General features: G+C 59.2%; 25 protein-coding genes. 19 read left to right on the plus strand and 6 right to left on the minus strand.

What is annotated here, in order from left to right:
- Positions 1-50 precede the first annotated feature (50 nt).
- The 3 genes from ACN28Q_RS19135 to maeB all read left to right on the plus strand — a co-directional run bounded on the left by ACN28Q_RS19135 (position 51) and on the right by maeB (position 3,059).
- Positions 51-425 carry a DUF2570 family protein gene (locus ACN28Q_RS19135; RefSeq protein ID WP_095849097.1) on the plus strand — a complete coding sequence of 125 codons (375 nt, stop codon included), beginning with the start codon at positions 51-53 and terminating at the stop codon, positions 423-425.
- Positions 409-585, plus strand: coding sequence for an Rz1-like lysis system protein LysC (gene lysC / locus ACN28Q_RS19140; RefSeq protein WP_165907058.1), 177 nt, complete (start codon positions 409-411; stop codon positions 583-585). The genes ACN28Q_RS19135 and lysC overlap by 17 nt, the downstream gene beginning before the upstream one ends.
- Before the next feature lie 194 nt (positions 586-779).
- Positions 780-3,059, plus strand: a complete 2,280-nt coding sequence (maeB, locus tag ACN28Q_RS19145; RefSeq protein WP_095847802.1) for an NADP-dependent oxaloacetate-decarboxylating malate dehydrogenase — start codon at positions 780-782, stop codon at positions 3,057-3,059.
- 46 nt (positions 3,060-3,105) lie between these two features.
- On the opposite strand, the gene mmuM is transcribed toward maeB, so the two are convergent.
- Together mmuM and mmuP are read right to left on the minus strand one after the other, a co-directional pair.
- Positions 3,106-4,053, minus strand: coding sequence for a homocysteine S-methyltransferase (mmuM, locus tag ACN28Q_RS19150; RefSeq protein ID WP_095847803.1), 948 nt, complete (start codon positions 4,051-4,053; stop codon positions 3,106-3,108).
- Positions 4,040-5,452 (minus strand): S-methylmethionine permease, encoded by a 1,413-nt coding sequence (mmuP, locus tag ACN28Q_RS19155; protein WP_095849098.1) that lies wholly within the window; start codon positions 5,450-5,452, stop codon positions 4,040-4,042. The genes mmuM and mmuP overlap by 14 nt, the downstream gene beginning before the upstream one ends.
- A 231-nt stretch (positions 5,453-5,683) precedes the next feature.
- Here mmuP and ACN28Q_RS19160 point away from each other — a divergent pair, with 231 nt between their 5' ends.
- Positions 5,684-6,514, plus strand: a complete 831-nt coding sequence (locus tag ACN28Q_RS19160; RefSeq protein ID WP_095847804.1) for a ChaN family lipoprotein — start codon at positions 5,684-5,686, stop codon at positions 6,512-6,514.
- Here the strand turns inward: ACN28Q_RS19160 and ACN28Q_RS19165 are convergent.
- The 3 genes from ACN28Q_RS19165 to amiA form a co-directional block, all read right to left on the minus strand.
- Positions 6,511-6,957: a YaiI/YqxD family protein gene (locus ACN28Q_RS19165; RefSeq protein WP_095847805.1), complete on the minus strand. Its 447-nt coding sequence runs from the start codon at positions 6,955-6,957 to the stop codon at positions 6,511-6,513. The two genes, ACN28Q_RS19160 and ACN28Q_RS19165, sit on opposite strands and share 4 nt — an antisense overlap.
- Positions 6,957-7,877, minus strand: coding sequence for an oxygen-dependent coproporphyrinogen oxidase (gene hemF, locus ACN28Q_RS19170; RefSeq protein ID WP_095847806.1), 921 nt, complete (start codon positions 7,875-7,877; stop codon positions 6,957-6,959). Before hemF ends, ACN28Q_RS19165 begins: the two co-directional genes overlap by 1 nt.
- Positions 7,878-7,945: 68 nt before the next feature.
- On the minus strand, positions 7,946-8,830 hold the full coding sequence (amiA, locus tag ACN28Q_RS19175) for an N-acetylmuramoyl-L-alanine amidase AmiA (protein WP_095849099.1): 885 nt from the start codon (positions 8,828-8,830) through the stop codon (positions 7,946-7,948).
- A 479-nt stretch (positions 8,831-9,309) separates the two neighbouring features.
- Between amiA and ACN28Q_RS19180 the strand changes: the two genes are divergently transcribed.
- The 8 genes from ACN28Q_RS19180 to ACN28Q_RS19215 all read left to right on the plus strand — a co-directional run bounded on the left by ACN28Q_RS19180 (position 9,310) and on the right by ACN28Q_RS19215 (position 15,561).
- On the plus strand, positions 9,310-9,735 hold the full coding sequence (locus tag ACN28Q_RS19180; protein WP_095847807.1) for a GNAT family acetyltransferase: 426 nt from the start codon (positions 9,310-9,312) through the stop codon (positions 9,733-9,735).
- Between the two features lie 356 nt (positions 9,736-10,091).
- A complete protein-coding gene (locus ACN28Q_RS19185) occupies positions 10,092-10,949 on the plus strand; it encodes a transporter substrate-binding protein (protein WP_230469421.1) in 858 nt (285 codons plus the stop codon).
- A 48-nt stretch (positions 10,950-10,997) separates the two neighbouring features.
- Entirely contained in the window at positions 10,998-11,660 is a 663-nt protein-coding gene (locus tag ACN28Q_RS19190; protein ID WP_095847809.1) for an amino acid ABC transporter permease, read from the plus strand.
- Positions 11,661-11,668: 8 nt separating this feature from the next.
- A complete protein-coding gene (locus ACN28Q_RS19195) occupies positions 11,669-12,331 on the plus strand; it encodes an amino acid ABC transporter permease (RefSeq protein WP_095847810.1) in 663 nt (220 codons plus the stop codon).
- Positions 12,328-13,107 carry an amino acid ABC transporter ATP-binding protein gene (locus ACN28Q_RS19200; RefSeq protein WP_095847811.1) on the plus strand — a complete coding sequence of 260 codons (780 nt, stop codon included), beginning with the start codon at positions 12,328-12,330 and terminating at the stop codon, positions 13,105-13,107. The genes ACN28Q_RS19195 and ACN28Q_RS19200 overlap by 4 nt, the downstream gene beginning before the upstream one ends.
- A 25-nt stretch (positions 13,108-13,132) precedes the next feature.
- A complete protein-coding gene (locus ACN28Q_RS19205; RefSeq protein ID WP_095847812.1) occupies positions 13,133-13,516 on the plus strand; it encodes a RidA family protein in 384 nt (127 codons plus the stop codon).
- 34 nt (positions 13,517-13,550) lie between these two features.
- Positions 13,551-14,327 carry an IclR family transcriptional regulator gene (locus ACN28Q_RS19210; protein WP_230469422.1) on the plus strand — a complete coding sequence of 259 codons (777 nt, stop codon included), beginning with the start codon at positions 13,551-13,553 and terminating at the stop codon, positions 14,325-14,327.
- A 52-nt stretch (positions 14,328-14,379) separates the two neighbouring features.
- The gene (locus tag ACN28Q_RS19215) at positions 14,380-15,561 is read left to right on the plus strand and encodes an amino acid deaminase (RefSeq protein WP_230469423.1); all 1,182 of its coding nucleotides are present in this window, start codon (positions 14,380-14,382) and stop codon (positions 15,559-15,561) included.
- 43 nt (positions 15,562-15,604) lie between these two features.
- Here the strand turns inward: ACN28Q_RS19215 and ACN28Q_RS19220 are convergent, their stop codons facing one another.
- The gene (locus ACN28Q_RS19220; protein WP_095847814.1) at positions 15,605-16,003 is read right to left on the minus strand and encodes a YgiW/YdeI family stress tolerance OB fold protein; all 399 of its coding nucleotides are present in this window, start codon (positions 16,001-16,003) and stop codon (positions 15,605-15,607) included.
- A gap of 229 nt (positions 16,004-16,232) precedes the next feature.
- Here ACN28Q_RS19220 and ACN28Q_RS19225 point away from each other — a divergent pair, with 229 nt between their 5' ends.
- From ACN28Q_RS19225 to cysA, 7 genes are all read left to right on the plus strand, one after another.
- Complete coding sequence (locus tag ACN28Q_RS19225) at positions 16,233-16,697, plus strand: DUF2919 domain-containing protein (protein ID WP_095847815.1); 465 nt, start codon at positions 16,233-16,235, stop codon at positions 16,695-16,697.
- Positions 16,698-16,843: 146 nt separating this feature from the next.
- On the plus strand, positions 16,844-17,431 hold the full coding sequence (locus ACN28Q_RS19230) for an RpoE-regulated lipoprotein (protein ID WP_095847816.1): 588 nt from the start codon (positions 16,844-16,846) through the stop codon (positions 17,429-17,431).
- Between the two features lie 157 nt (positions 17,432-17,588).
- Entirely contained in the window at positions 17,589-18,488 is a 900-nt protein-coding gene (locus tag ACN28Q_RS19235) for a Dyp-type peroxidase (RefSeq protein ID WP_095847817.1), read from the plus strand.
- A gap of 290 nt (positions 18,489-18,778) precedes the next feature.
- Complete coding sequence (locus ACN28Q_RS19240; protein ID WP_095847818.1) at positions 18,779-19,801, plus strand: sulfate ABC transporter substrate-binding protein; 1,023 nt, start codon at positions 18,779-18,781, stop codon at positions 19,799-19,801.
- A 2-nt stretch (positions 19,802-19,803) separates the two neighbouring features.
- Positions 19,804-20,637, plus strand: coding sequence for a sulfate/thiosulfate ABC transporter permease CysT (gene cysT / locus ACN28Q_RS19245; RefSeq protein ID WP_095849101.1), 834 nt, complete (start codon positions 19,804-19,806; stop codon positions 20,635-20,637).
- Entirely contained in the window at positions 20,637-21,512 is an 876-nt protein-coding gene (gene cysW / locus ACN28Q_RS19250) for a sulfate/thiosulfate ABC transporter permease CysW (RefSeq protein WP_095847819.1), read from the plus strand. The genes cysT and cysW overlap by 1 nt, the downstream gene beginning before the upstream one ends.
- A complete protein-coding gene (gene cysA / locus ACN28Q_RS19255) occupies positions 21,502-22,590 on the plus strand; it encodes a sulfate/thiosulfate ABC transporter ATP-binding protein CysA (protein ID WP_095847820.1) in 1,089 nt (362 codons plus the stop codon). The genes cysW and cysA overlap by 11 nt, the downstream gene beginning before the upstream one ends.
- Positions 22,591-22,597 lie beyond the last annotated feature (7 nt).

The following is a 22,597-nucleotide window of genomic DNA, read 5'->3' on the forward strand; positions in this document are numbered from 1 at the left end:
GCGTGGCGGCCTATTTCGCGCACGCGGCAATTAACGGAATGGGGCTGGAAATGAGTGTTTTATTACAGAAAGTTATCCGGGTTGGCATATTAGCCTTATTACTGGTGCTGATTGGCCTGGGGGGATATAGCGCACTGCTGAAGCAGCGGGTAACCACGCTGCGCCAGCAGGCGGCGCTGCAACAAAAAACGTTGGCGCAACAAAAGGAACAGATTGCCGCCTTACAGGCCCAGGATGCGCAAAACCGGGCGTTAATGGCGGCGCAGCAGCAGCAGGAGCAATGGCTGCGCCAGCAAGGGGATAATACAGAGAGGAAATACCGTGAAGCGATTAAAAACACCGCCTGCGCTGGGCAGCCTATGCCTGGCATTGTGCCTGAGCTCTTGCGCCGCGCCGGCGCCGGCAACGATGCCGTTGCCCCCTGAATCGGTGTTCCGGCCCTGTGAACAACCGGTATTGCTGGGCGATACCTGGGGCGATGCCGTGAGCTACACCCTGAAATTACAAACCGCGTTAAAAATCTGCGCGGGCCAGGTGGCGACGCTTAACGCCTGGCGAGCCGGGCTGGCGCAGCACGGGGAGTGAGATATTCCATTATTTCCGGTTTTTTTACTTTCTATGGGGTTTTTATTCCAGGTTATGGGGCGCTTCAAAGTTTGTGATAATTCTCGCTCTATACTGGTTCCGCCTGAAATCAAATATGCCTCGTCATATTTATTGTGCCGGTGTTTTTCCTGCGAAATATGAAGGGTATATATATCAGAACTAAGGAACCGAAAATGGATGAAAAACTAAAGCAAAGTGCCCTTGATTTCCATCAGTTCCCGGTACCGGGGAAAATCCAGGTATCCCCTACCAAACCACTGGCGACCCAGCGCGATCTGGCGTTGGCCTATTCGCCGGGTGTCGCCGCCCCGTGCCTGGAAATTGCCGCCGATCCGCTGGCCGCCTATAAATATACCGCCCGGGGCAACCTGGTCGCCGTTATTTCCAACGGCACGGCCGTACTGGGCCTGGGCAACATCGGCGCGTTGGCCGGCAAACCGGTGATGGAAGGCAAGGGCGTGCTGTTCAAGAAGTTTTCCGGCATTGACGTGTTTGATATTGAAGTCGATGAGCACGATCCCGACAAACTGATCGACGTGGTCGCCGCGCTGGAGCCGACCTTTGGCGGCATCAACCTGGAAGATATCAAAGCGCCGGAATGTTTCTACATTGAGAAAAAACTGCGCGAGCGCATGAAGATCCCGGTGTTCCATGACGATCAGCACGGCACGGCGATCATCACCACCGCCGCAGTGCTCAATGGCCTGCGGGTGGTGAAAAAGAGCCTTTCCGACGTGCGCCTGGTGGCTTCCGGCGCGGGCGCGGCGTCTATTGCCTGCCTGAATCTGCTGGTGGTGCTGGGCCTGCGGCTGCAAAACATTACCGTCTGTGACTCGAAAGGGGTGATCTACAAAGGCCGCGACGCCAAAATGGAAGCAACCAAGGCTGCCTATGCCATTGAGGACAACGGCCAGCGCACCCTGGCAGACGCTATCCCCGGGGCGGATATTTTCCTCGGCTGTTCCGGCCCGGGCGTGCTGACCCAGCCGATGGTGAAAACCATGGCGGAGAACCCGCTGATTATGGCGCTCGCCAACCCGGAACCGGAAATCCTGCCGCCGCTGGTGAAAGAAGTTCGGCCAGACGCCATTATCTGTACCGGCCGCTCCGATTACCCGAACCAGGTCAATAACGTGCTGTGCTTCCCGTTCATTTTCCGCGGCGCGCTTGATGTGGGGGCGACCACCATCAACGAAGAGATGAAGCTGGCCTGCGTGCATGCCATTGCCGATCTGGCGCTGGCGGAACAGAGCGACGTGGTGGCCTCGGCCTATGGCGATCAGGATCTGTCCTTCGGGCCGGAATACATTATCCCCAAACCGTTTGATCCGCGGCTGATCGTCAAAATCGCCCCGGCGGTAGCCAAAGCAGCGATGGAATCCGGCGTGGCCACGCGCCCGATCGAAAACTTTGATGCCTACACCGAAAAGCTGACCGAGTTCGTCTACAAAACCAACCTGTTTATGAAACCGATCTTCACCCAGGCCAAGAAAGTGCTGAAACGGGTGGTGCTGGCCGAAGGTGAAGAAGAGCGGGTGTTGCATGCCACCCAAGAGTTGGTTTCACTGGGGCTGGGCTTCCCGATCCTGGTGGGCCGCCCGAGCGTCATTGAAATGCGCCTGAAAAAGCTCGGCCTGCAGCTTACGCCGGGTAAAGACTTCGAGATCGTCAATAACGAGTCCGATCCCCGCTTCAATGCCTACTGGGGCGAATACTATCAGATCATGAAACGGCACGGCGTTTCCCAGGAACAGGCGCGCCGCGCGGTTATCGGCAACCCCACGCTGATTGCCGCCATCATGCTGCAGCGCGGCGAGGCCGACGCGATGATCTGCGGCACCATCGGCAGCTACCATGAGCATTATGACGTGGTGAAGAACGTGTTTGGTTTCCGCGAAGGCGCACACGTGGCCGGGGCGATGAATGCGCTGCTGCTGCCGAGCGGCAATACCTTTATTGCCGATACCTATGTTAACGACAACCCAACGCCGGAACAGCTGGCGGAAATTACCTTGATGGCGGCGGAAACCGTGCGCCGCTTCGGCATTGAGCCAAAAGTGGCGCTGCTTTCCCATTCCAGCTTCGGCTCTTCCGATTGCCCGTCGGCGCGCAAAATGCAGCAAACGTTGGCGCTGGTTAACCAATTGGCGCCGGATCTGGAAATTGATGGGGAAATGCACGGTGACGCGGCGCTGGTGGAAAGCATCCGCCACGATCTGATGCCGGACAGCCCGCTGAAAGGCTCGGCTAACCTGCTGATCATGCCCAATATGGAGGCGGCGCGTATCAGCTATAACCTGCTGCGCGTATCTTCTTCCGAAGGCGTGACCGTGGGGCCGGTGTTGATGGGGGTGGCGAAGCCGGTGCATATTCTGACGCCGATCGCTTCGGTGCGCCGCATTGTCAATATGGTGGCTCTGGCGTTGGTGGAAGCACAAACTCAGCCGCTGTAACCGAGGGGCGTTCCTCTGCCGGCCAGAGGAACGCCTGTACTCTGGCCTATTGGTGGGCGCTCACCTGCGTCGCGATCGCCTGAATATCCTGCGGCGTGGTGCGGCAGCAGCCGCCAATCAGCCGGGCGCCAAGTTGCCGCCATTCCGCCAGCCGTTCAGGCAGGCCGCCGTGCCCGGCGCCGCAGGCGTGCCAGGTTTTGCTCTGCGCATCGTAATGTTCACCGGAGTTAGGGTAGACCAGCAGCGGCTTATCACTCAGCGCGGCGAATTCACGCAGCGCCGGCGTGACGTTTTCCAGCGCAATGCAATTGACGCCAACGGCCAGCACCTGCGGGTTGCCGCGCAGCAGCGCCAGCACATCGCGCAGCGGCGTGCCGTCGCTTAGGTGTTGGCTGTCGCGCAGCGTAAAGGAGAACCAGGCGCCGAGCTGTGGGAATTCTTCTTGCAGCAGGGCAAGCAATGCCTGCAGTTCGCTGAATGAAGGCAGCGTCTCACAGGCCAGCAGATCTACCCCGGCCTGCGCCAGCGCCGCGATGCGTGGGCGGTGGAAGGCGATCATCTCCGCCTGCGGCAGATGGTAATCACCGCGATATTCAGAACCGTCCGCCAGATACGCGCCGTAAGGGCCGACCGAACCGGCAACCAGCAGCGGCCCGGCCTGTGGGTGCTGTGCCAGGTAATCGGCGCGCGCCTGTTGCGCCAACTGCACGCTTTTGGCGATCAGCGCCAGCGATTGCTGTTCATCCAGCCCGCGTGGCAGAAACCCCTGCGGCGTAGCCTGATAACTGGCGGTGATGGCGCACTGCGCGCCGGCGTTGAAATAGTCCAGATGTACCTGATAAATCAGCTCCGGGTTTTCTATCAGTACCTTGGCGGACCACAGCGCATCGCTAAGGTTGCAGCCGCGCGCTTCCAGTTCCGTGGCCAGCGCGCCATCCAGAACCAGGGTATTGTTGCCCGCCAGCAATGGGGCGATGGGGTTATTGACCGGCATCTTGTTCTCCTGTTTCCAGCCGTGGTTTTTGCCCGCCGTTGCGGGTCAGGTAATAGGCGGCATAGCAGAGTGCCACGAAGGGCAGGCCGCAGTACAGCGCAATGCGCTGCTGCGGATCAAACGCCAGGCCGATACAGGCCAGCAGGCACAGGGCAAAGCCGGCAATCGGCGTGGCCGGGTAGCCGGGGGCGCGGTATTTCAGCCCGGCAAGCGGTTGGCCGCTACGCAGATACCGGCGGCGGAATGCAAAGTGGGCGGCGCAGATGCTAAGCCAAACCACCACCACGGCAAAACCGGAAATGGCAGACAGGGCGACGAATACCGTATCCGGGGCGATCACACTGGTCAGCAGCGCTAAAATGCCGCCGAGCATGCTGAAGGTGAGCGCGTTAAACGGAATGCCGCGGCGGTTAACGCGGGAGAAATAGGCCGGCAGGGTGTTTTGGTTCGCCAGCGACCACAGCATGCGCCCGGAGGCATACAGCCCCGAGTTCGCCGCGGAAAGGATCGCGGTCAGGATCACGAAGTTAAAGATATCGGCCGCGTAAGGGATACCGATGCGCTCGAACACCAAGACAAACGGGCTTTTCACCACCCCGGCCTGGCCCATCGGGATCAGCGCCGCCAGCACAAACACCGTGCCGATAAAGAACACCACCAGGCGGATAACCGTGGTGCGGATAGCCCAGGGCACCACCTTTTCCGGGTTTTCAGTTTCCCCAGCGGCAATGCCGATAAGCTCCGTGCCGGAGAAGGCGAAGTTTACCGCCACCATGGTCATCAGGATCGGCAAGGTGCCCTGCGGCAGCCAACCGGCGGCGGTCAGGTTATGCAGGAAAGGCGCCGGCGTGCCGTCTTTCATCGGCAGCACGCCGAACATGGCGGCGCCGCCCAGGATGATAAACGCCAGTATGGTCACCACTTTGATCAGGGAAAACCAAAACTCGCTTTCGGCAAAAAAGCGGGTGGTAATCACGTTCAGCAGGTAAATGGTGATACAGAAGAGCAGGCACCACAGCCACACCGGCGATTGCGGGAACCAGTACTGCATGCAAAACCCCGCCGCCGTCAGGCTGGAACCCAGTGCGACGGTCCAGGTTAACCAATAGAGCCAGGCCACGGTGTAGCCGGTTGCCTGGCCAAGATAGCGGGCTGCGTACACATGGAAAGCGCCGGTTTCCGGCATAGCGACCGACAATTCGCCCAGGCACAGCATCACCAGATAAACCACGATGGCGCCAATCAGGTAGGCCAGCAACGTGCCGAGCGCCCCGGTGGTGGAAATGATGTAACCCGTGTTGAAAAAGAGGCCGGTGCCGATCACGCCGCCCAGAGAAAGCATCACGAGATGCCGGGCTTTCATGGTGCGTTTGAACTGCCCTTCGGAGGGAGATTGCATAATGATATATATCTGTATATGCCCCAAATAATTCGAGCCGCGGGAAGGCCAACCCACCTGCAAGCTGAAGTATGAAGGGATAGATGTCTGAATGGCTGGGGTTATACCACCGCTGCGGGCGTGAGATCAATGCGCAGCGCCTCGCAGACCGACGGTACGCCGGGCAGGGAGAGGATGCAAATGAGAACCGTTCTCTGTATTATCGTTTTTTTTCGCGTGGCAGGATCCCCGATGAAATACCTCTTACTGCTGGTGACGCTGGCGTTGACCGCCTGTAGCCATTCGCCCGCGCCGGATAACCGTGTGGCAAACCTGGGCACAATTGTTGATTTGCATACCGGCGCAACGCTTGCGCCCCAGCAACTGCTGGTGCGGCTGGCGGCGGCGCAGCGGGTGATCGTCGGTGAAAAGCATGACAATCCGGCGCACCACCGTATTGAGCATTGGCTGGTGGAAAACCTGCCGCGGCAGCGGCCGCAGGGTAGCGTGCTGATGGAGATGCTCGTGCCGGGCCAGCAGGCGCAGGTGGATGCGGTGAAGCGCGCGCTGCAGGCGGGAGAGGTGCTCAGCAGTGAACAGGTTAAGCAGCGCATCGCCTGGCAGGCCGGGTGGGACTGGGCGCTGTATGGCGGGGTGGTGATGGCCGCCATTCAGGCGCCTTATCCGCTGCTTTCCGCCAACTTAAGCCGCGATGAAATCATGGCGTTTTACCGCCATCCGCAGTTCCCAGCCGGCCCACGTTCAACCCAACCGGCGGTGCAGCAGGCTTTGGCCGATCTCATCCGGCAGGCACACGGCGGTAAGATCGATGCGCCGCGTCTGAATGCGATGCTGGCTATCCAGCAACAGCGTGACCGGCGGATGGCACAGCGGCTGCTGGCGGCGCCGGCGCCCGCGTTGTTGATTGCCGGCGGCTATCATGCCGCCAGGGATTTGGGGGTGCCGTTGCACATGCAGGATCTACAGCCGGCCAGTATGCCGCTGGTGCTGATGCTGGCCGAAGGCGATAGCCAGGTGGATGTGCGCCGCGCCGACTACCTGTGGCGCACCCCGGCGCGTTAGCGTTTCGCCTGTAGCCATTTGTCCAGCTCATTGGCGAACAGCTGGCGGTCGCGTTGGTTCAGGGTATTCGGGCCGCCGGTCTGGATGCCGCTGGCACGCAGGGTATCCATAAAATCGCGCATGTTCAGGCGTTCGCGGATGGTGGCCGGCGTGTAGCGTTCACCACGCGGATTAAGCGCTGCGGCGCCTTTTTCAATCGCCTCCGCCGCCAGGGGAATATCGGCGGTGATCACCAGATCCCCCGGCTCACAGCGGCGCACGATTTCGTTATCCGCCACGTCAAAGCCCGGCGCTACCTGCAAGGTGCGGATAAAGCGGGAGGGCGGCGTGCGCAGCGGCTGGTTAGCGATCAGCGTCACGGTGGTGGCAGTGCGTTCTGCGGCGCGGAACAACACCTCTTTGATGACGTTCGGGCAGGCGTCCGCATCAACCCAGATTTGCATTATTGCTCCCCCCGCAGCCAGTCGCGCACCGGCAGGAAATCACGATACAGCGCGGCTTCCGGGCTGCCTTCCGCCGGCTGATAGTTGTATTCCCAGCGCACCAACGGCGGCATCGACATCAGGATCGATTCCGTGCGGCCGCCGGTTTGCAGCCCGAACAGGGTGCCGCGATCCCACACCAGGTTGAATTCGACATAGCGGCTGCGGCGATAAAGCTGGAACTCGCGCTCGCGCTCGCCCCACGCCAGCGCCTTGCGCCGGGCGACGATCGGCAGATACGCCGCCAGGAAACCGTCGCCCACCGCACGGGTGAAGGCGAAGCTGGCGGCGAAATCCGGCGTGTTCAGATCGTCATAGAACAGCCCGCCGATGCCGCGCGCTTCGTTGCGGTGTTTGATAAAGAAATAGTCGTCGCACCATTTTTTGTATTTGGGGTATACCGTGGCGCCGAAGGGCGCGCACAGTTGCTGGGCCGTGCGGTGCCAGTGCACCGCGTCTTCCTCAAAGCCGTAGAACGGTGTCAGATCGAAACCGCCGCCAAACCACCAGACCGGCTCGGCGCCGGGTTTTTCCGCGATAAATAAGCGCACGTTGGCATGGCTGGTAGGGACGTAAGGGTTCAGCGGATGGATCACCAGTGAAACGCCCATGGCCTGAAAGCTGCGGCCCGCCAGCTCCGGCCGGTGGGCGGTGGCGGAGGCCGGCAGCGTAGCGCCGGAAACGTGCGAGAAGTTTACCCCGGCCTGTTCAAACACGGCGCCGTTGGTCAGCACGCGGCTGCGGCCGCCGCCGCCTTCTTCACGCACCCAGCGATCTTCGGTGAAGCCGGCAGCGCCGTCGGCTTCAGCCAACTGCGTGCAGATACGGTCTTGCAGCGCCAGCAGAAAGGATTTTACTTCAGCAATATCGGGTAAACTCATACGGAATTCTTCGCGGCCTTATTGAGATCAGGCTGCAAGTATATCGTTATTTCCGCACGGCGACAGCCTTAGCGCGCCCTGCGCTGGCGGGCGTCAAATTCACTGAAGAAGTTGACGACGCCATCGGCAATGGCGCGGGCGATTTTTTCCCGAAAGGCGGTGGTGCCGAGCAGGCGTTCTTCGTCCGGGTTGGTGATAAACGACGTTTCCACCAGCACGGAAGGAATGGATGGCGATTTCAGCACGGCGAACGCCGCCTGTTCGGTATTCGGGCTATGCAGGTGGTGCACGCCGCGGATTTTCCCCAACACGTGGTGGCCGAGCGTCAGGCTGTTGTTGATGGTATCGGTCTGCACCAGATCAAACAGCGCCTGCTGCAGGTAGTTATCCTGTTCCTTGTATTTCCCGCCGGCGATTTCATCCGCCGCATTCTCGCGGTTGGATAAATAACGCGCCATGGCGCTGCTGGCGCCACGGTTGGACAGGGCGAACACCGAAGCGCCGGAGGCTTCCGGGCGGGTATAGCCATCGGCATGGATGGAAATAAACAGATCGGCCTGGCGCTGGTGGGCGATTTCCACCCGCTGGAACAGCGGGATGAATTCATCCTCTTCGCGCGTGAGGTGCGCTTCGATATTCGGGTGCTCATGCAGGAAGCGGCGCACGTGGTTGGCAATTTCCAGCACCACGTGTTTTTCCTTCGAGCCTTCATGGCCGACGGCGCCGGAATCGATGCCGCCGTGGCCCGGATCGAGCATAACCCGCTTGATGCCGCCGGCGGTTTTTGGCGCCGGGGCACTCGTGCTATGCGGGCTACGCAGCATGCCGGCCTGCGTTTTGGGGCTCGGGCTGCCGAACAGCGCTAGCGCCACGCCGGAAAGCAGCAGCCGGCGGCGCGAGGTTGCGCCGTTAAGCGGCTTGAAACGCAAAAAAGGGTCAACCGGCTTATTCATATTATGGCTCTCCGTGGCGGCAATCAGTTTGGCGACGTTTCTATCCGTCATTATTTCACGTTGCAGGCGCATTGGCCTTCTCCCCGCCATTTTCGGCAGCCGGGTATGGCCAGCGCAGCTCAAGCACGCGTTTGGCGTTTTTATCCTGCAATTTGGGCTATGTACGGTATATACCCAAAATAATTCGAGTTGCAGGAAGGCGGCAACGCAGTGAGTCCCCAGGAGCTTACTCCAGTAAGTGACTGGGGTGAGCGAGGAAAGCCAACACACCTGCAACTTGAAGTATGAAGGGTATACGTATTGGTCGTTATCAATCACCCGATAACTATTTCCATTTATTACGTTTGTTTTCGGCGCATGCGCGCTATTGCGCTACGAAAATCCAGCGGCAGCGCGGCACAAATCGCAGTTTGATATTGCGTATATGGATAATCACGCGATAATCAGGGAAATACTCTTTTTTATAATGGCGAGCGGCTATGGAAATTCGCGTATTTCGGCAAGACGATTTTGAAGAAGTTCTGACCTTGTGGGAGCGCTGCGATCTGCTGCGCCCGTGGAACGATCCGGAAATGGACATTGAGCGCAAGCTGAATCACGATCCGGAACTGTTTCTGGTGGCGGAAGTGGGCGGTGAAGTGGTCGGTTCGGTCATGGGCGGCTATGACGGCCACCGCGGTTCGGCGTATTACCTCGGGGTGCATCCGGATTACCGCGGCCGCGGCATCGCCAACGCGCTGATCAACCGGCTGGAGAAAAAGCTGATCGCGCGCGGTTGCCCCAAAATCCAATTGATGGTGCGGGAAGATAACGACACCGTGATCGATATGTATGAAAAGCTGGGCTATGAGATCCAGGGGATAACCAGCCTGGGCAAACGGCTGATTGAAGATCAGGAATATTGATCGCACCGATGGCATAGGCCCGCACCACCACACGGCACACCCATTATCACACCGGCATAATGGGCTTCTCTTGTTCGCACTCTCCCTCCGTATTTGATCGTTCCACGGGCTAAAACGGCCTCATGATGGTGCGTGGCCGATCGCCGGTGGTGCAATTGCCCGCTATCGTTTACCCCTGCTGTTTTGCCCTACTGCCTGTGTTGCCTGTTCCCAACCGGTACGATCCTGCCAAAAGATCTTTTTTTACAACGGGTAAAGAAAATCCGCATCTGCCTGGTTATTTTTTGGCATCTTTTCTGCATTAATTCCATAGTTACGAAATTGTTTCCGTTATAGCGGAATTACTTGGAGGCACCATGGGAAAAGTGAATCAGGCAGTAACAGGCATGAAACGGGTTGGCATATTGGCGGGGTTGGCGCTGCTGGGTTGTTACGCGGCGCAGGCGAATGCGGCCCGGCTGGATGACGTACTGAAACGCGGCTATCTGATCGTCGGCACCGGCAGCACCAACGCGCCCTGGGGGTTCCAGGGCGCCGACGGCCAACTGCAGGGTTTTGATATCGATATCGCCCGGATCGTTGCCAAAGGGTTGTTCAACGATCCGACCAAAGTGCGGTTTGTACAGCAGTCTTCGGATGCGCGAATCCCCAACCTGCTGACCGACAAGGTGGATATGACCTGCCAGGCAATGACGGTCACGGCGCAGCGCGCTCAACAGGTGGCGTTCACCATTCCTTATTACCGTGAAGGCGTGGCGCTGCTGACGTTGGCCAATAGCAACTATCTGCAACTGGCGGATATGAACGCCGCCGGCGATGGCCTGCGCGTAGCGGTGCTACAAAACGTCTATGCCGATCAACTGGTGCATCAGGCGCTGCCCAAAGCCACGGTTTCCCAGTATGAAAGCGTGGACCTGATGTATCAGGCGCTCAATTCTGGGCGGGCGGACGCCGTGGCGACCGATCAGTCGTCCGCCAAATGGCTGATGGTACAAACCCCTGGCCGCTACCATTCGCCGGACTATGCCTGGAGCCCGCAAACCTATTCTTGCGCTCTGAAGCGTGGCGATCAGGATTGGCTGAACTATGTCAACACGGCACTGCACGAAGCGATGGTCGGCGTGGATTTTGCTGACTATGCCGCTGCCTACAAGAAATGGTTTGGTAGCGATCTTGCTACGCCGGCAATTGGTTTCCCGGTTGAGTATAAATAGTGCGTTCACGCCGGGGCCGCAGGGCGCCCGGCGCATTGAGGTTGCAAGATGAATTACACGTTGAACTTCGCACCCGTCTGGCAAAGTTTTGATCTGCTGCTGGGCGGGCTGTGGCTCGGGCTGGAACTGTCGCTGCTGTCGATTGCCATCGGCTGTGCGTTGGGCCTGCTGGCGGCGTTCTGCACCCTGTCGAAGAACCCGCTGTTGCGCTGGAGCGCCACGCTGTATGTGACGGTGGTGCGCAATCTGCCGATCCTGATCCTTATCCTGATGATTTACTTTGCGCTGCCGGGCATGGGCATCATGCTCGATCAGATTGGATCGTTCGTTGTCACGCTGTCGATGTATGCCGGCGCCTATCTGACCGAGGTGTTCCGTGCCGGCCTGCTGGGCATTCCCGCCGGGCAACGCGAGGCCGGGCAGGCCATCGGCCTGAAAGAGTGGCAGATCAAAAGTTACATCATCATCCCGGTGATGTTGCGCAATGTGCTGCCTTCGCTCGGCAACAACTTCATTTCGCTGTTCAAGGATACGTCGCTGGCGGCGTCGATCGCCGTGCCGGAGCTGACGTTTTATGCCCGCAAACTGAACCTGGAAAGCTACCGGGTGATTGAAACCTGGCTGGTGACCAGCCTGCTGTATATCGCTACCTGTTATCTGATCGCTGCGGCGTTGCGGGTGGCGGAACGGCGCCTGGCGATAGTGCGATAGGAGGCAACATGAACGATCCCTTTAGCTGGTGGTACCAACTGTGGCAGGCCCGCGCCACCCTGGCGGACGGCTTTGTGGTTACCGTCCTCTCTTCATTACTGGCGATCCTCAGCGGCACGCTGCTGGGCACCCTGGGCGGCCTGCTGGTGACCTATGCGCCAAAATGGGCGCAGACGCTGGTGCGGCTGTATATCGATATTGTGCGCGGCACACCGGTGTTGGTTTTGGTGCTGGCCTGCTTTTACATTGCGCCCGCGCTGGGATGGGATGCCGGCGCGTTTGAAGCCGGCGTGCTGGCGCTGGCGCTGTTTTGCAGTTCCCACGTCTCGGAAATCGTGCGCGGCGCGTTGCAGGCGGTGCCGCGTGGGCAAAGCGAAGCCGCAAAGGCTATCGGGCTGACGTTTTATCAGGATCTGCGCTACGTGCAACTGCCGCAGGCGCTGCGGCAAATCCTGCCGACCTGGGTGAACTCGGCCGCGGAAATCGTGAAGGCCTCAACGCTGCTGTCGGTCATCGGCGTGGCCGATTTGCTGCTCAGCTCCCAACAGGTGATCGCCCGTACTTTCATGACGCTGCAGTTCTACGCCTTCGCCGGGCTGCTGTTCTTCATTATCAACTTTTCCATTGAGCAATTTGGCCGCTATCTGGAAAAACGCGTGAGGCTCCCATGAACCAGACAACCGTTACGCCGCTGCTGAATATTCGTGATTTGCACAAACGTTATGGCAGCGTGGAAGTGCTGAAAGGCATCGATCTGAGCATGAATAAAGGGGATGTGGTCACGCTGATCGGCTCAAGCGGATCGGGAAAAACGACCCTGTTGCGCTGCGTCAACCTGCTGGAAGATTTTCAGCAGGGCGAGATCCGCCTTAACGATCAGCCCATCGGTTATTTCCAGCGTCAGCAACAGCGGGTGCGGCACCCTGACAAGATCATTGCTCGCCACCGGGTGATGACCGGCATGGCGTTCCAGCAGTTCAATCTGTTCCCCCACCTGACGGCGCTGCAGAACGTCACACTCGGCCTGTTGAAGGTGAAGAAAATGCCGAAAGACCAGGCGATTGCCTGTGCTGAACATTGGCTGGAGCGCGTTGGCCTGCTGGCGCGCAAGGGCCATTATCCCGGCCAGCTTTCCGGCGGGCAGCAGCAGCGGGTGGCGATCGCGCGCGCCATCGCCATGAACCCCAGCCTGATGCTGTTTGATGAAGTGACCTCGGCGCTGGATCCGGAGCTGGTGGGCGAAGTGCTGGCGGTTATCCGGGATTTGGCGAATGAGGGAATGACGATGCTGCTGGTGACCCACGAAATGCGTTTTGCGTATGAGGTTTCCGATCGCATCGTTTTCATGAACCAGGGAAAAATCGAGGAGCAAGGGCCGCCCAAACAGCTGTTCAATAACCCGGCGTCACCGCGCCTGGCAGAATTTATCAAACACTCACATTTCTAACGCGGTTAAATCAAGGAGCGTATCAATGAGCATTACTCGTTATGGTGCCGGTGAACATGGCGCCGGTGGGCAACCATTGCCGTTTGCCCGTGCGGTGGAAGCCGATGGTTGGCTGTTTGTTTCCGGGCAGATCGCCATGGAGCAGGGGGAGGTGGTTGCCGGCGGCATTATCGAACAATCGCACAAGGCGATCCAGAATCTGATCGCCATTCTGCACGAGGCGGGCTACGGCCTGGAACATGTGGTGCGCGTCGGCGTCTGGCTGGATGACCCGCGCGATTTCTGGAGCTTCAACAAGGTGTTCAGCGAGTATTTCTCCGCCGCTGCCCCGGCGCGCGCCTGCGTGCAGTCCAGGATGATGGTAGATTGTAAGGTCGAGGTGGAGTGCGTGGCCTATAAAGCCAAATAGCCGCCAATGGCCAAACAGGAGCAATGGGGTTTTTATGATGACTGCGCCGGATACCCGCCGCCGGGTTAAAGGGCTCGATCGTGCGTTCGAGATACTGGATTTCCTGAAAAAGCAGCGCCAGCCGCTGCGCCCGCACGATATTGCCAAAGGTATTGGCGCACCGAAATCGACGGTATATGAGATGGTCGCGTTGCTGCTGGAGCGCTGCATTCTGGAGCCGGTGGGGAAAGATGGCTTGGTGTATCTGGGGCGCGAGCTGTATTTCCTCGGCCAGGCGCACCTGAACCATTTCGACTTTACCCGGGAATCGGATCGCTTCCTGGAGCAGATTGTTAGCAGCACACGGGAAACGGCGCAGATGTGCCTGCTGAACGGCAGGAAATACAACGTTGCGCTCATGCGCGAAGGCGATCGCCCGTTCCGCATCTCTTCGGAAGTGGGGGAGGACACGCCGATCCCATGGACGGCGTCTGGCCGCCTGCTGATGGGGCATCTGAGCGATGAAGAGATCCTGGCGCTGATCCCGCCGGAAGACTTCCGCCTGCCCAACGGCGAGTTTATGCCGCAGGCGGGTTTTCTGCAGGAGATCCGCCAGGCGCACCAGGCGCGTTTCTTCTCCTTCGACAGCATTGCCGATAACTATACCCATTGTTTTGCCGCAGGTATTTATGAGCAGCAGCGCTGCGTCGCCACGTTCTGTATCGTTGCGCCGCGTGGCGACGCCAAAGCGAATTATCAACACTATCGCCAGGTGCTGTTGCAGGCTGCCCGCGAGATGGAGATGCGCCTCTCCGGCAGCCCATCAACTTGATGGGGTTATGATGAACAATACGCTTTCAGCGAGTAGGGAAAAAGGCGCGGCTGTGACCGGCAAGCGCCTGTTGGCGGATATCAGCCTGCCGGCGCTGGTGCTGCACCAGCGCGCTTTGGAACACAACCTGGCCTGGATGCAGGATTATGCCGTGCGTCATGGCGCGCGGTTGGCGCCGCATGGCAAAACGACCATGACCCCGGCGTTGTTTCAGCGCCAGTTGGCGCACGGCGCCTGGGGGATCACCATGGCGACGGCGGTGCAGTGCACGGTGGCTTATCAGCACGGTGTGCGCCGCATTTTGCTGGCTAACCAACTGGTGGGGCAGCCCAACATGGCGATCATCGCCGGGTTACTGCGCGCAGGCGATCTGGAGTTCCATTGCCTGGTGGACGATCCCGATAACGTGCGCGATCTGGGGCAATTTTTTGCCGCCCAAGGATTAACGCTGAATGTGATGCTGGAGCTGGGCGTGCCGCATGGGCGCTGCGGCTGCCGCACACCGGAGCAGGCGGATGCGGTACTGGCGGCGGTGGCGGCGAGCCCGGCGCTGGTGCTGAGCGGGATCGAGGGTTACGAAGGGGTGATCCACGGCGATCGGCCGGAAGAGGGGATCCGCCGCTTTGCCGCTTACCTGGTCGAAACGGCGGTGGCGCTATTGGCGGCGGGCAAGTTCGGCCTGGCGCGGCCGTATGTTACCGCCTCGGGTTCCGCCTGGTACGATCTGGTGGCCGAAGCGTTCAAACGCCAGGGGGCTGAAGCGCACTTTACCCCGCTGCTGCGCCCGGGGTGTTATCTGGTGCACGATCACGGGCTGTACAAAACATCCCAGGCGGCGCTGCTGCAGCGCCACCCGGAGCTGGGCAGCGCCTTACTGCCGGCGATGGAAGTATGGGCGCACATACAGTCTTTGCCTGAGCCCGGCAGTGCGATTGTGGCGTTGGGGAAACGGGACGTGGCGTTTGACGCCGGCTTACCGACGCCGCTGCGCCTGTATCGGCTGGGGCGCGGAGAGGCCGACTGCGTGCCGCAATTGCTGGATGCGCGCTGGCAGGTGCGTGAAATGATGGATCAGTACGCCTTTTTGCAACTGCCGCCGGATCACGGGTTACGGGTGGGGGATGTGATCGCGTTTGGCGCGTCGCACCCGTGCCTGACCTTTGATAAATGGCGCTCGGTGTGCCTGGTGGATGACGATCTGCAACTGCTGGAGGCCATGCCGACCTATTTCTGATGGGGTATTTCGGTGGCCGAGAGGGCCACCGACATCATCGCCGTTACGGTATTTTTTTGATATTTTTCACATCCACTTCCACGCTGTTCCAGTCTTTGTCTACTTTGCCTTCCAACTGTACTTTATCCTGCGGCGTAATGGTTTGGCCGTTCCAGCGTTTGTGATCGATTTCCACGGTCAGGGTGCCGCTGGCGTCGCGGAACGTGTAGCTATCATCCCCCACGCGCTGGGTAATGTTGCCTTGCAGCGTGACCCAACTGTCGTCGTTCAATGATTTGACGTTATCAACGCTGGTCAGGGCTGCGCCGGGGCCGGAGAAGCCGCCCTGCTGCGTGGCGGCAGGCTGCGCCTGCGGTGTGCCGGGGCCAGAAAAACCCCCTTGCTGCGCCAGAGCCGGCAGGGCGAAAATAGTCAGTAAAGCGGCCAGAGTGAATTTTGTCATAATGAAGCATCCTTCTTGCTTGAGTGAACGTACACCCCGTCGGTCGGGGCCGTTTGTTGAGAAGGATTAGAACATACGGATCTTAAGCGCTTCTTAAGCCTGCGGATTGAAAAAACGCAGGTTTACCTCCATCTGGCAATACGGGGTTGTGCCCCGCAATAGGCCATGGCGCCCAAGGCGCTGCGGAGCGCTGCCTACTGGTAATAGCCTCTTGAGCAAGGAATACGGCGTGAAGGTTTCACCACGGTATTTTTCCCCGGATGATTACGATCGGCACGGCGTTTTGCGTTTGCCGATCTGGTTTTGGGGCATATTAATTTTACAGGCGCGTACCTGGATCCTGCTGGTGATCGCCGGTGCTTCCAGCCAACAGGGCGAAGGGCTGCTGCGCATCTTCTACCCGGATCGCGAGTCTTTTTGGTTCGGCATGCTGATGGGGCTGCCGGCGGTGTTGGCCTTCCTGCTGTGCGGGCGGCGCCAGCGCTGGCCGCGTTGTTGGCAGGCGAGCTATTGGGTGTTGTTGGTCGCCGGCCTGGCGGCGCTGGCCGGCGTGCTCTATAGCCTGTGGCAGCAGGGGGAGGATGCCGCCGGGCTGGGGATCCTATTGGCGCTGCTGGACGTGCTGGCGCTGGTTTATCTGTGGCGTAGCCCGCGCCTGAGGGCCTGTTTTGCCCCGTGGGCTGCGCAAGCGTGAGCCCTATTGCGGCACTTTTCTCTATTTCTGTACTCCAAACACGCAACCTATGGCGCCTGGCGTGCAGTTGTGAGAGGCTGGCACGCGGAAAAACGCCGAATGCGGCAAGGCCGCAGCTTTGCCACGCGATGTTAAGGAGTGATGAAATGAGTAGTATTCGCCCACTGCTGTTAGGGCTGCCGCTGTTACTGACCGGCTGTTCGACGCTGTCTGATTTTTCCTGGTCAAGCCTTTCCCCCTGGAATTGGTTCGGCAGCAGCCTGAAGGTCAGCGACAAAGGCGTTGGCGGTATCACGGCCGGCACGCCGATGTCTGAAACGGCGGTCAATGACGGCCTGAACGATAATTACCGCCTGCGCAGCGGCATGGCCACCAGCAACGGCCAGATTATCTCTTATTATCAGGCGATGGAGGGCAATGAGGTGAAGCTGGTCATTACCGGCGAAGCCAAAGGCCGGGTGCAACGCGTGGACGTGATGGATCGTAAAATCGCCACCGAATGGGGCAGCAAGTTGGGCACGGCGTTTGGCGATATGTACGGCAAAGCCTTTGGCGCCTGTAAGCCTGCGGAAGGGGACGATGCCGGTAAAGTGGAGTGCGTGGCGCCGCAAAGCCGCTACGTGACCTACATCTTTGATGGTAAATGGGCCGGCCCCCAGAGCATTATCCCACCGGATGACACGCTGAAAACCTGGACCGTCAGCAAGATTATCTGGCATGCCAAAGCGCAATAAAACGCCACGTTAGCCCGTAATGCATTGATTAACGCCTTTTTCTTTGCGTTCAGGCAAGTCAATCCTGCCAGCATACGTTATGATAGCGCGTATTTTTTTGGCAGGGGAGCAGCCCAGAACTGCGAACCTGTGCCCGTTTAGGTATGAGGATAACAACATGACACAGGTTCAGAGCGGCATTTTGCTGGAACACTGCCGTTTTGGCATTTTTATGGAAGCCATGGTTCAGGGCGAGTTCGCCGATTTGCGCCAGGGGTGCAAACAGTTTTGCCAGGCGCTGGCGGAATTGCAGCAGCAGTTCCCGCAGGCGGGCCTGGGCGCGGTAATCGCCTTCGGCTATGACGTTTGGCGCGATCTTTCCGGCGGCCAGGGCGCGCGTGAACTCAAACCGTTCACCCCGCTGGGCAAAGGGCTGGCGCCGGCCACCCAGCGCGATATGCTGATCCATATTCAATCCCTGCGTCATGACGTTAACTTTTCGCTGGCGCAGGCCGCGCTGGCGGCTTTCGGCAATGCCATCAGGGTGGAAGAAGAAACCCACGGTTTCCGCTGGGTGGAAGATCGCGATCTGAGCGGCTTTATTGACGGCACCGAAAACCCGCAGGGTGAGAAGCGCCCGGCAGTCGCGGTGATTGGCGCCGGTGAAGAAGACGAAGGCGGCAGCTATGTGCTGGTGCAGCGCTATGAACACAATCTGCGCCAGTGGCAGCGTTTTTCGACCGAACAGCAAGAGCAAATCATTGGTCGCACCAAGGCCGACAGCGAAGAGTTGCCTGCCGATCAGCGCCCGGACACTTCCCACGTTAGCCGGGTCGATCTGAAAGAGGATGGCAAAGGGCTGAAAATCCTGCGCCAGAGCCTGCCTTACGGCACCGCCAGCGGCAAACACGGCCTGTACTTTATTGCTTACTGCGCGCGTTTGCATAATATCGAACAGCAACTGCTGAGCATGTTCGGCGATCTGGACGGTAAACGCGACCAGATGCTGCGCTTTAGCCGCGCGGTAAGCGGCAGCTACTATTTTGCGCCTTCGCTGACGCGCCTGCTGTCACTGTAATACAGGCCATGCTCGGCAATCGTGCGATTGCGGGGCATCATTGCCTGTTCCGCCGGGGCTGTTTGCTTGCGCCCGGCGGCAAATTCCTTCCCGAATAAACCTCCGCCTTTCCCTCTTATAGCATTTCATGCTTGAAAATCACTAAACGGTATATAAAAGCGTTACAGGTCTTCACTCAGTTATAAATACACTAGGTTTGTTCCCGTCGCCGTGCCTGGCGCCATCAGCGGGGCGGGTCTTTCATCATCAGGGCGAAAGTTCGACGGATTGACACAGTGATAAGGTGAATAATGAAAACAACACGGGTTAAGAATCTGATGCTGAAAGGATGGCTGGCGGCCGCATTGTTGGCCAGCGGTAGCGTTTCTGCGGCTGAATTGCTCAACAGCTCCTACGACGTTTCCCGTGAGCTGTTTGCCGCGTTGAATCCGGGGTTCGAACAACAATGGAACCAACAGCATCCGGGCGACACGCTGACAATCAAACAATCGCACGCCGGCTCGTCAAAGCAGGCGTTGGCGATCCTGCAGGGGCTGCGCGCGGATGTGGTGACCTACAACCAGGTGAGCGATGTGCAGATTCTGCACGATCGCGGGCAACTGATCCCGGCCGACTGGCAGGCGCGTTTACCGAATAACAGTTCACCTTTTTATTCCACCATGGCGTTCCTGGTGCGTAAAGGCAACCCGAAAGGCATCAAGAGCTGGGACGATCTGGTGCGTACCGACGTCAAGTTGGTGTTCCCGAACCCGAAAACTTCCGGCAATGGCCGTTACACCTATCTGGCCGCCTGGGGCGCAGCCAGCCAGGCTGACGGCAACGACGCGGCCAAAACCCGCGCGTTTATGACCCAGTTCCTGAAAAACGTCGAAGTGTTCGACACCGGCGGGCGCGGCGCGACCACCACCTTCGTGGAACGCGGCCTCGGGGATGTGCTGATCAGCTTCGAATCCGAAGTGAATAACATCCGTAAGCAGTACGGTGAAGATAACTATCAGGTGATTGTGCCGCCGGTGGATATTCTGGCGGAGTTCCCGGTGGCCTGGGTGGACAGCAACGTGCAGCGTAACGGCACCGAGCAGGCGGCCAAAGACTACCTGAATTACCTCTACAGCCCGGCGGCTCAGAAAGTGATCACCAGTTTCTACTACCGCGTGTATGACCAGAAGGCGATGGACGCGGCAAAAAATCAGTTCCCTGACACCCGGCTGTTCCGGGTGGAAGATCAGTTTGGCAGTTGGCCGCAGGTGATGAGCACGCATTTTGCCACCGGCGGCGAACTGGATCGGTTGTTAGCAGCAGGGCATAAGTAATGTTGTTGTCGTCCACCAGTAAACGGGTATTGCCCGGATTTGGCCTTAGCCTGGGCAGCAGTTTGTTTTATGTCTGCCTGATTTTACTGCTGCCGCTCAGCGCGTTGGTGATGCAACTGGCGCAGATGAGCCTGGCGCAATATTGGGAAGTGATCACCAGCCCGCAGGTGGTGGCCGCCTACAAAGTCACCTTACTGTCGGCGACGGTTGCCAGCCTGTTCAATGCCGTATTCGGCATGCTGATGGCATGGATACTGACGCGTTATCGTTTCCCTGGCCGTGCGTTGCTTGATGGCCTGATGGATTTGCCGTTTGCGTTGCCCACCGCGGTGGCGGGCTTAACGCTGGCGGGGCTGTTTTCCACCACGGGTTGGTATGGGCAGTGGCTGGCGCACTTTGATATCAAGGTCACCTTTACCTGGCTGGGGATTGCGGTGGCGATGGCGTTTACCAGCATCCCGTTCGTGGTGCGCACCGTGCAGCCGGTGTTGGAAGAGTTGGGGCCGGAGTATGAAGAAGCGGCGGAAACCCTGGGGGCAACCCGTTGGCAGAGCTTCCGCCGTGTGGTGTTGCCGGAAGTGGCGCCGGCGCTGCTGGCCGGCACGGCGATCTCCTTCACCCGCAGCCTGGGCGAATTCGGCGCGGTGATTTTTATCGCCGGCAACATCGCCTGGAAAACGGAAGTGACCTCGCTGATGATTTTTGTGCGGTTGCAGGAATTTGACTACCCGGCGGCGAGTGCTATCGCCTCGGTGATTCTGGCGGCGTCGCTGCTGTTGCTGTTTAGCATCAACATGCTGCAAAGCCGCTTTGGCAAACGCATCGGGGGGCACTGATGGCTGATGTAACTGCCTTCAATGGCGTTGAGCGCCCTGGCATCAACTGGGGCAAATGGGTTCTGATCGGCCTTGGCATGCTGTTTTCGCTGCTGTTGCTGGTGATCCCCATGATTTCGATTTTTGCCGAGGCCTTTTCCAAGGGTGCCGGCGAAATGTGGCGCAACCTGCTTGATGCGGACATGCTGCATGCGATTTGGCTGACGGTGCTGATCGCGCTGATCACGGTGCCGGTCAACCTGGTGTTCGGCACGCTGCTGGCGTGGCTGGTGACGCGGTTCACCTTTCCGGGCCGCCAGCTGTTGCTGACGCTGATCGACATTCCGTTTGCCGTCTCGCCGGTGGTGGCGGGGCTGATTTACCTGCTGTTTTACGGCAGCAACGGCCTGCTGGGCGGCTGGCTGGATGCGCATGATATCCAGTTGATGTTCGCCTGGCCGGGCATGGTGCTGGTCACGGTGTTCGTCACCTGCCCGTTTGTGGTGCGTGAACTGGTGCCGATGATGCTTAGCCAGGGCAGCCAGGAAGACGAAGCCGCCGTGTTGCTTGGCGCATCCGGCTGGCAGATGTTCCGCCGCGTCACGCTGCCGAACATCCGTTGGGCGCTGCTGTACGGCGTGGTGCTGACCAACGCGCGCGCCATTGGCGAATTCGGCGCGGTATCGGTGGTTTCTGGTTCTATCCGCGGTGAGACATACAGCTTGCCGCTGCAGGTTGAGTTATTGCAGCAGGATTACAACACCGTCGGCTCCTTTACGGCGGCTGCGTTATTGACCGTGATGGCAATCGTGACCCTATTTTTGAAGAGTGCGCTGCAGTGGCGGTTGGAACGCCAGAACATACGGCGCGATCGGGAGGCAAATAATGAGCATTGAGATTAACAGCATCAATAAATATTTCGGTCGTACCAAGGTATTGAACGATATCACGCTCGATATTCCTTCCGGTGAGATGGTGGCGTTGCTTGGGCCTTCCGGCTCGGGCAAAACCACCTTGCTGCGCATTATCGCCGGCCTGGAAAGCCAAAGCGGCGGTAAGCTGAGCTTCCACGGCACCGACGTTAGCCGGGTGCATGCGCGCGATCGTCAGGTTGGCTTTGTGTTCCAGCACTACGCGCTGTTCCGCCATATGACCGTATTCGATAACGTGGCGTTTGGCCTGACGGTGCTGCCGCGCCGTGAGCGCCCCAATGCGGCGGCGATCAAACAAAAAGTGCAGCAACTGCTGGAAATGGTGCAACTGGCCCATCTGGCCAACCGTTTCCCCTCGCAGCTGTCCGGCGGGCAGAAACAGCGTGTGGCGCTAGCCCGTGCGCTGGCGGTGGAACCGCAGATCCTGCTGTTGGATGAGCCTTTCGGCGCCCTGGATGCCCAGGTGCGTAAAGAGCTGCGCCGCTGGCTGCGCCAACTGCATGAAGAGCTGAAGTTCACCAGTGTGTTCGTGACGCACGATCAGGAAGAGGCGATGGAAGTTGCCGATCGCATCGTGGTGATGAGCCAGGGCAATATTGAACAGGTCGGTGCGCCGAGCGATATCATGCGCGAACCCGCCACCCGCTTCGTGCTGGAGTTTATGGGTGAGGTTAACCGCCTTAACGGCGAAATCCGGGGTTCGCAACTGTTTGTCGGCGCCCATCAGTGGCCGCTGTCGTTCCAACCGATGCACCAGGGGCCGGTTGAACTGTTCCTGCGCCCGTGGGAAATGGAAATCAGCACGGAAAGCAGCGTTCGCTGCCCATTGCCGGTGCAGGTGCTGGAAATCAGCCCGCGTGGCCACTATTGGCAACTGGTGGTGCAGCCGCTCGGCTGGCACCAGGAGCCGATCAGCGTGGTGTTGCCGGAAGGCAACGGCACCCCAGAGCGTGGCAGTCGCTATTTTGTCGGCAGCCTCAATGCGCGCCTGTACGCCGGTAATCAATTGTTGCAGCCTGTTGCGTTAGCGAAAAGCGCCTGATAATTTT

The organism is Gibbsiella quercinecans, assembly GCF_002291425.1.
In the GTDB taxonomy this organism is placed as follows: Bacteria; Pseudomonadota; Gammaproteobacteria; order Enterobacterales; family Enterobacteriaceae; genus Gibbsiella; species Gibbsiella quercinecans.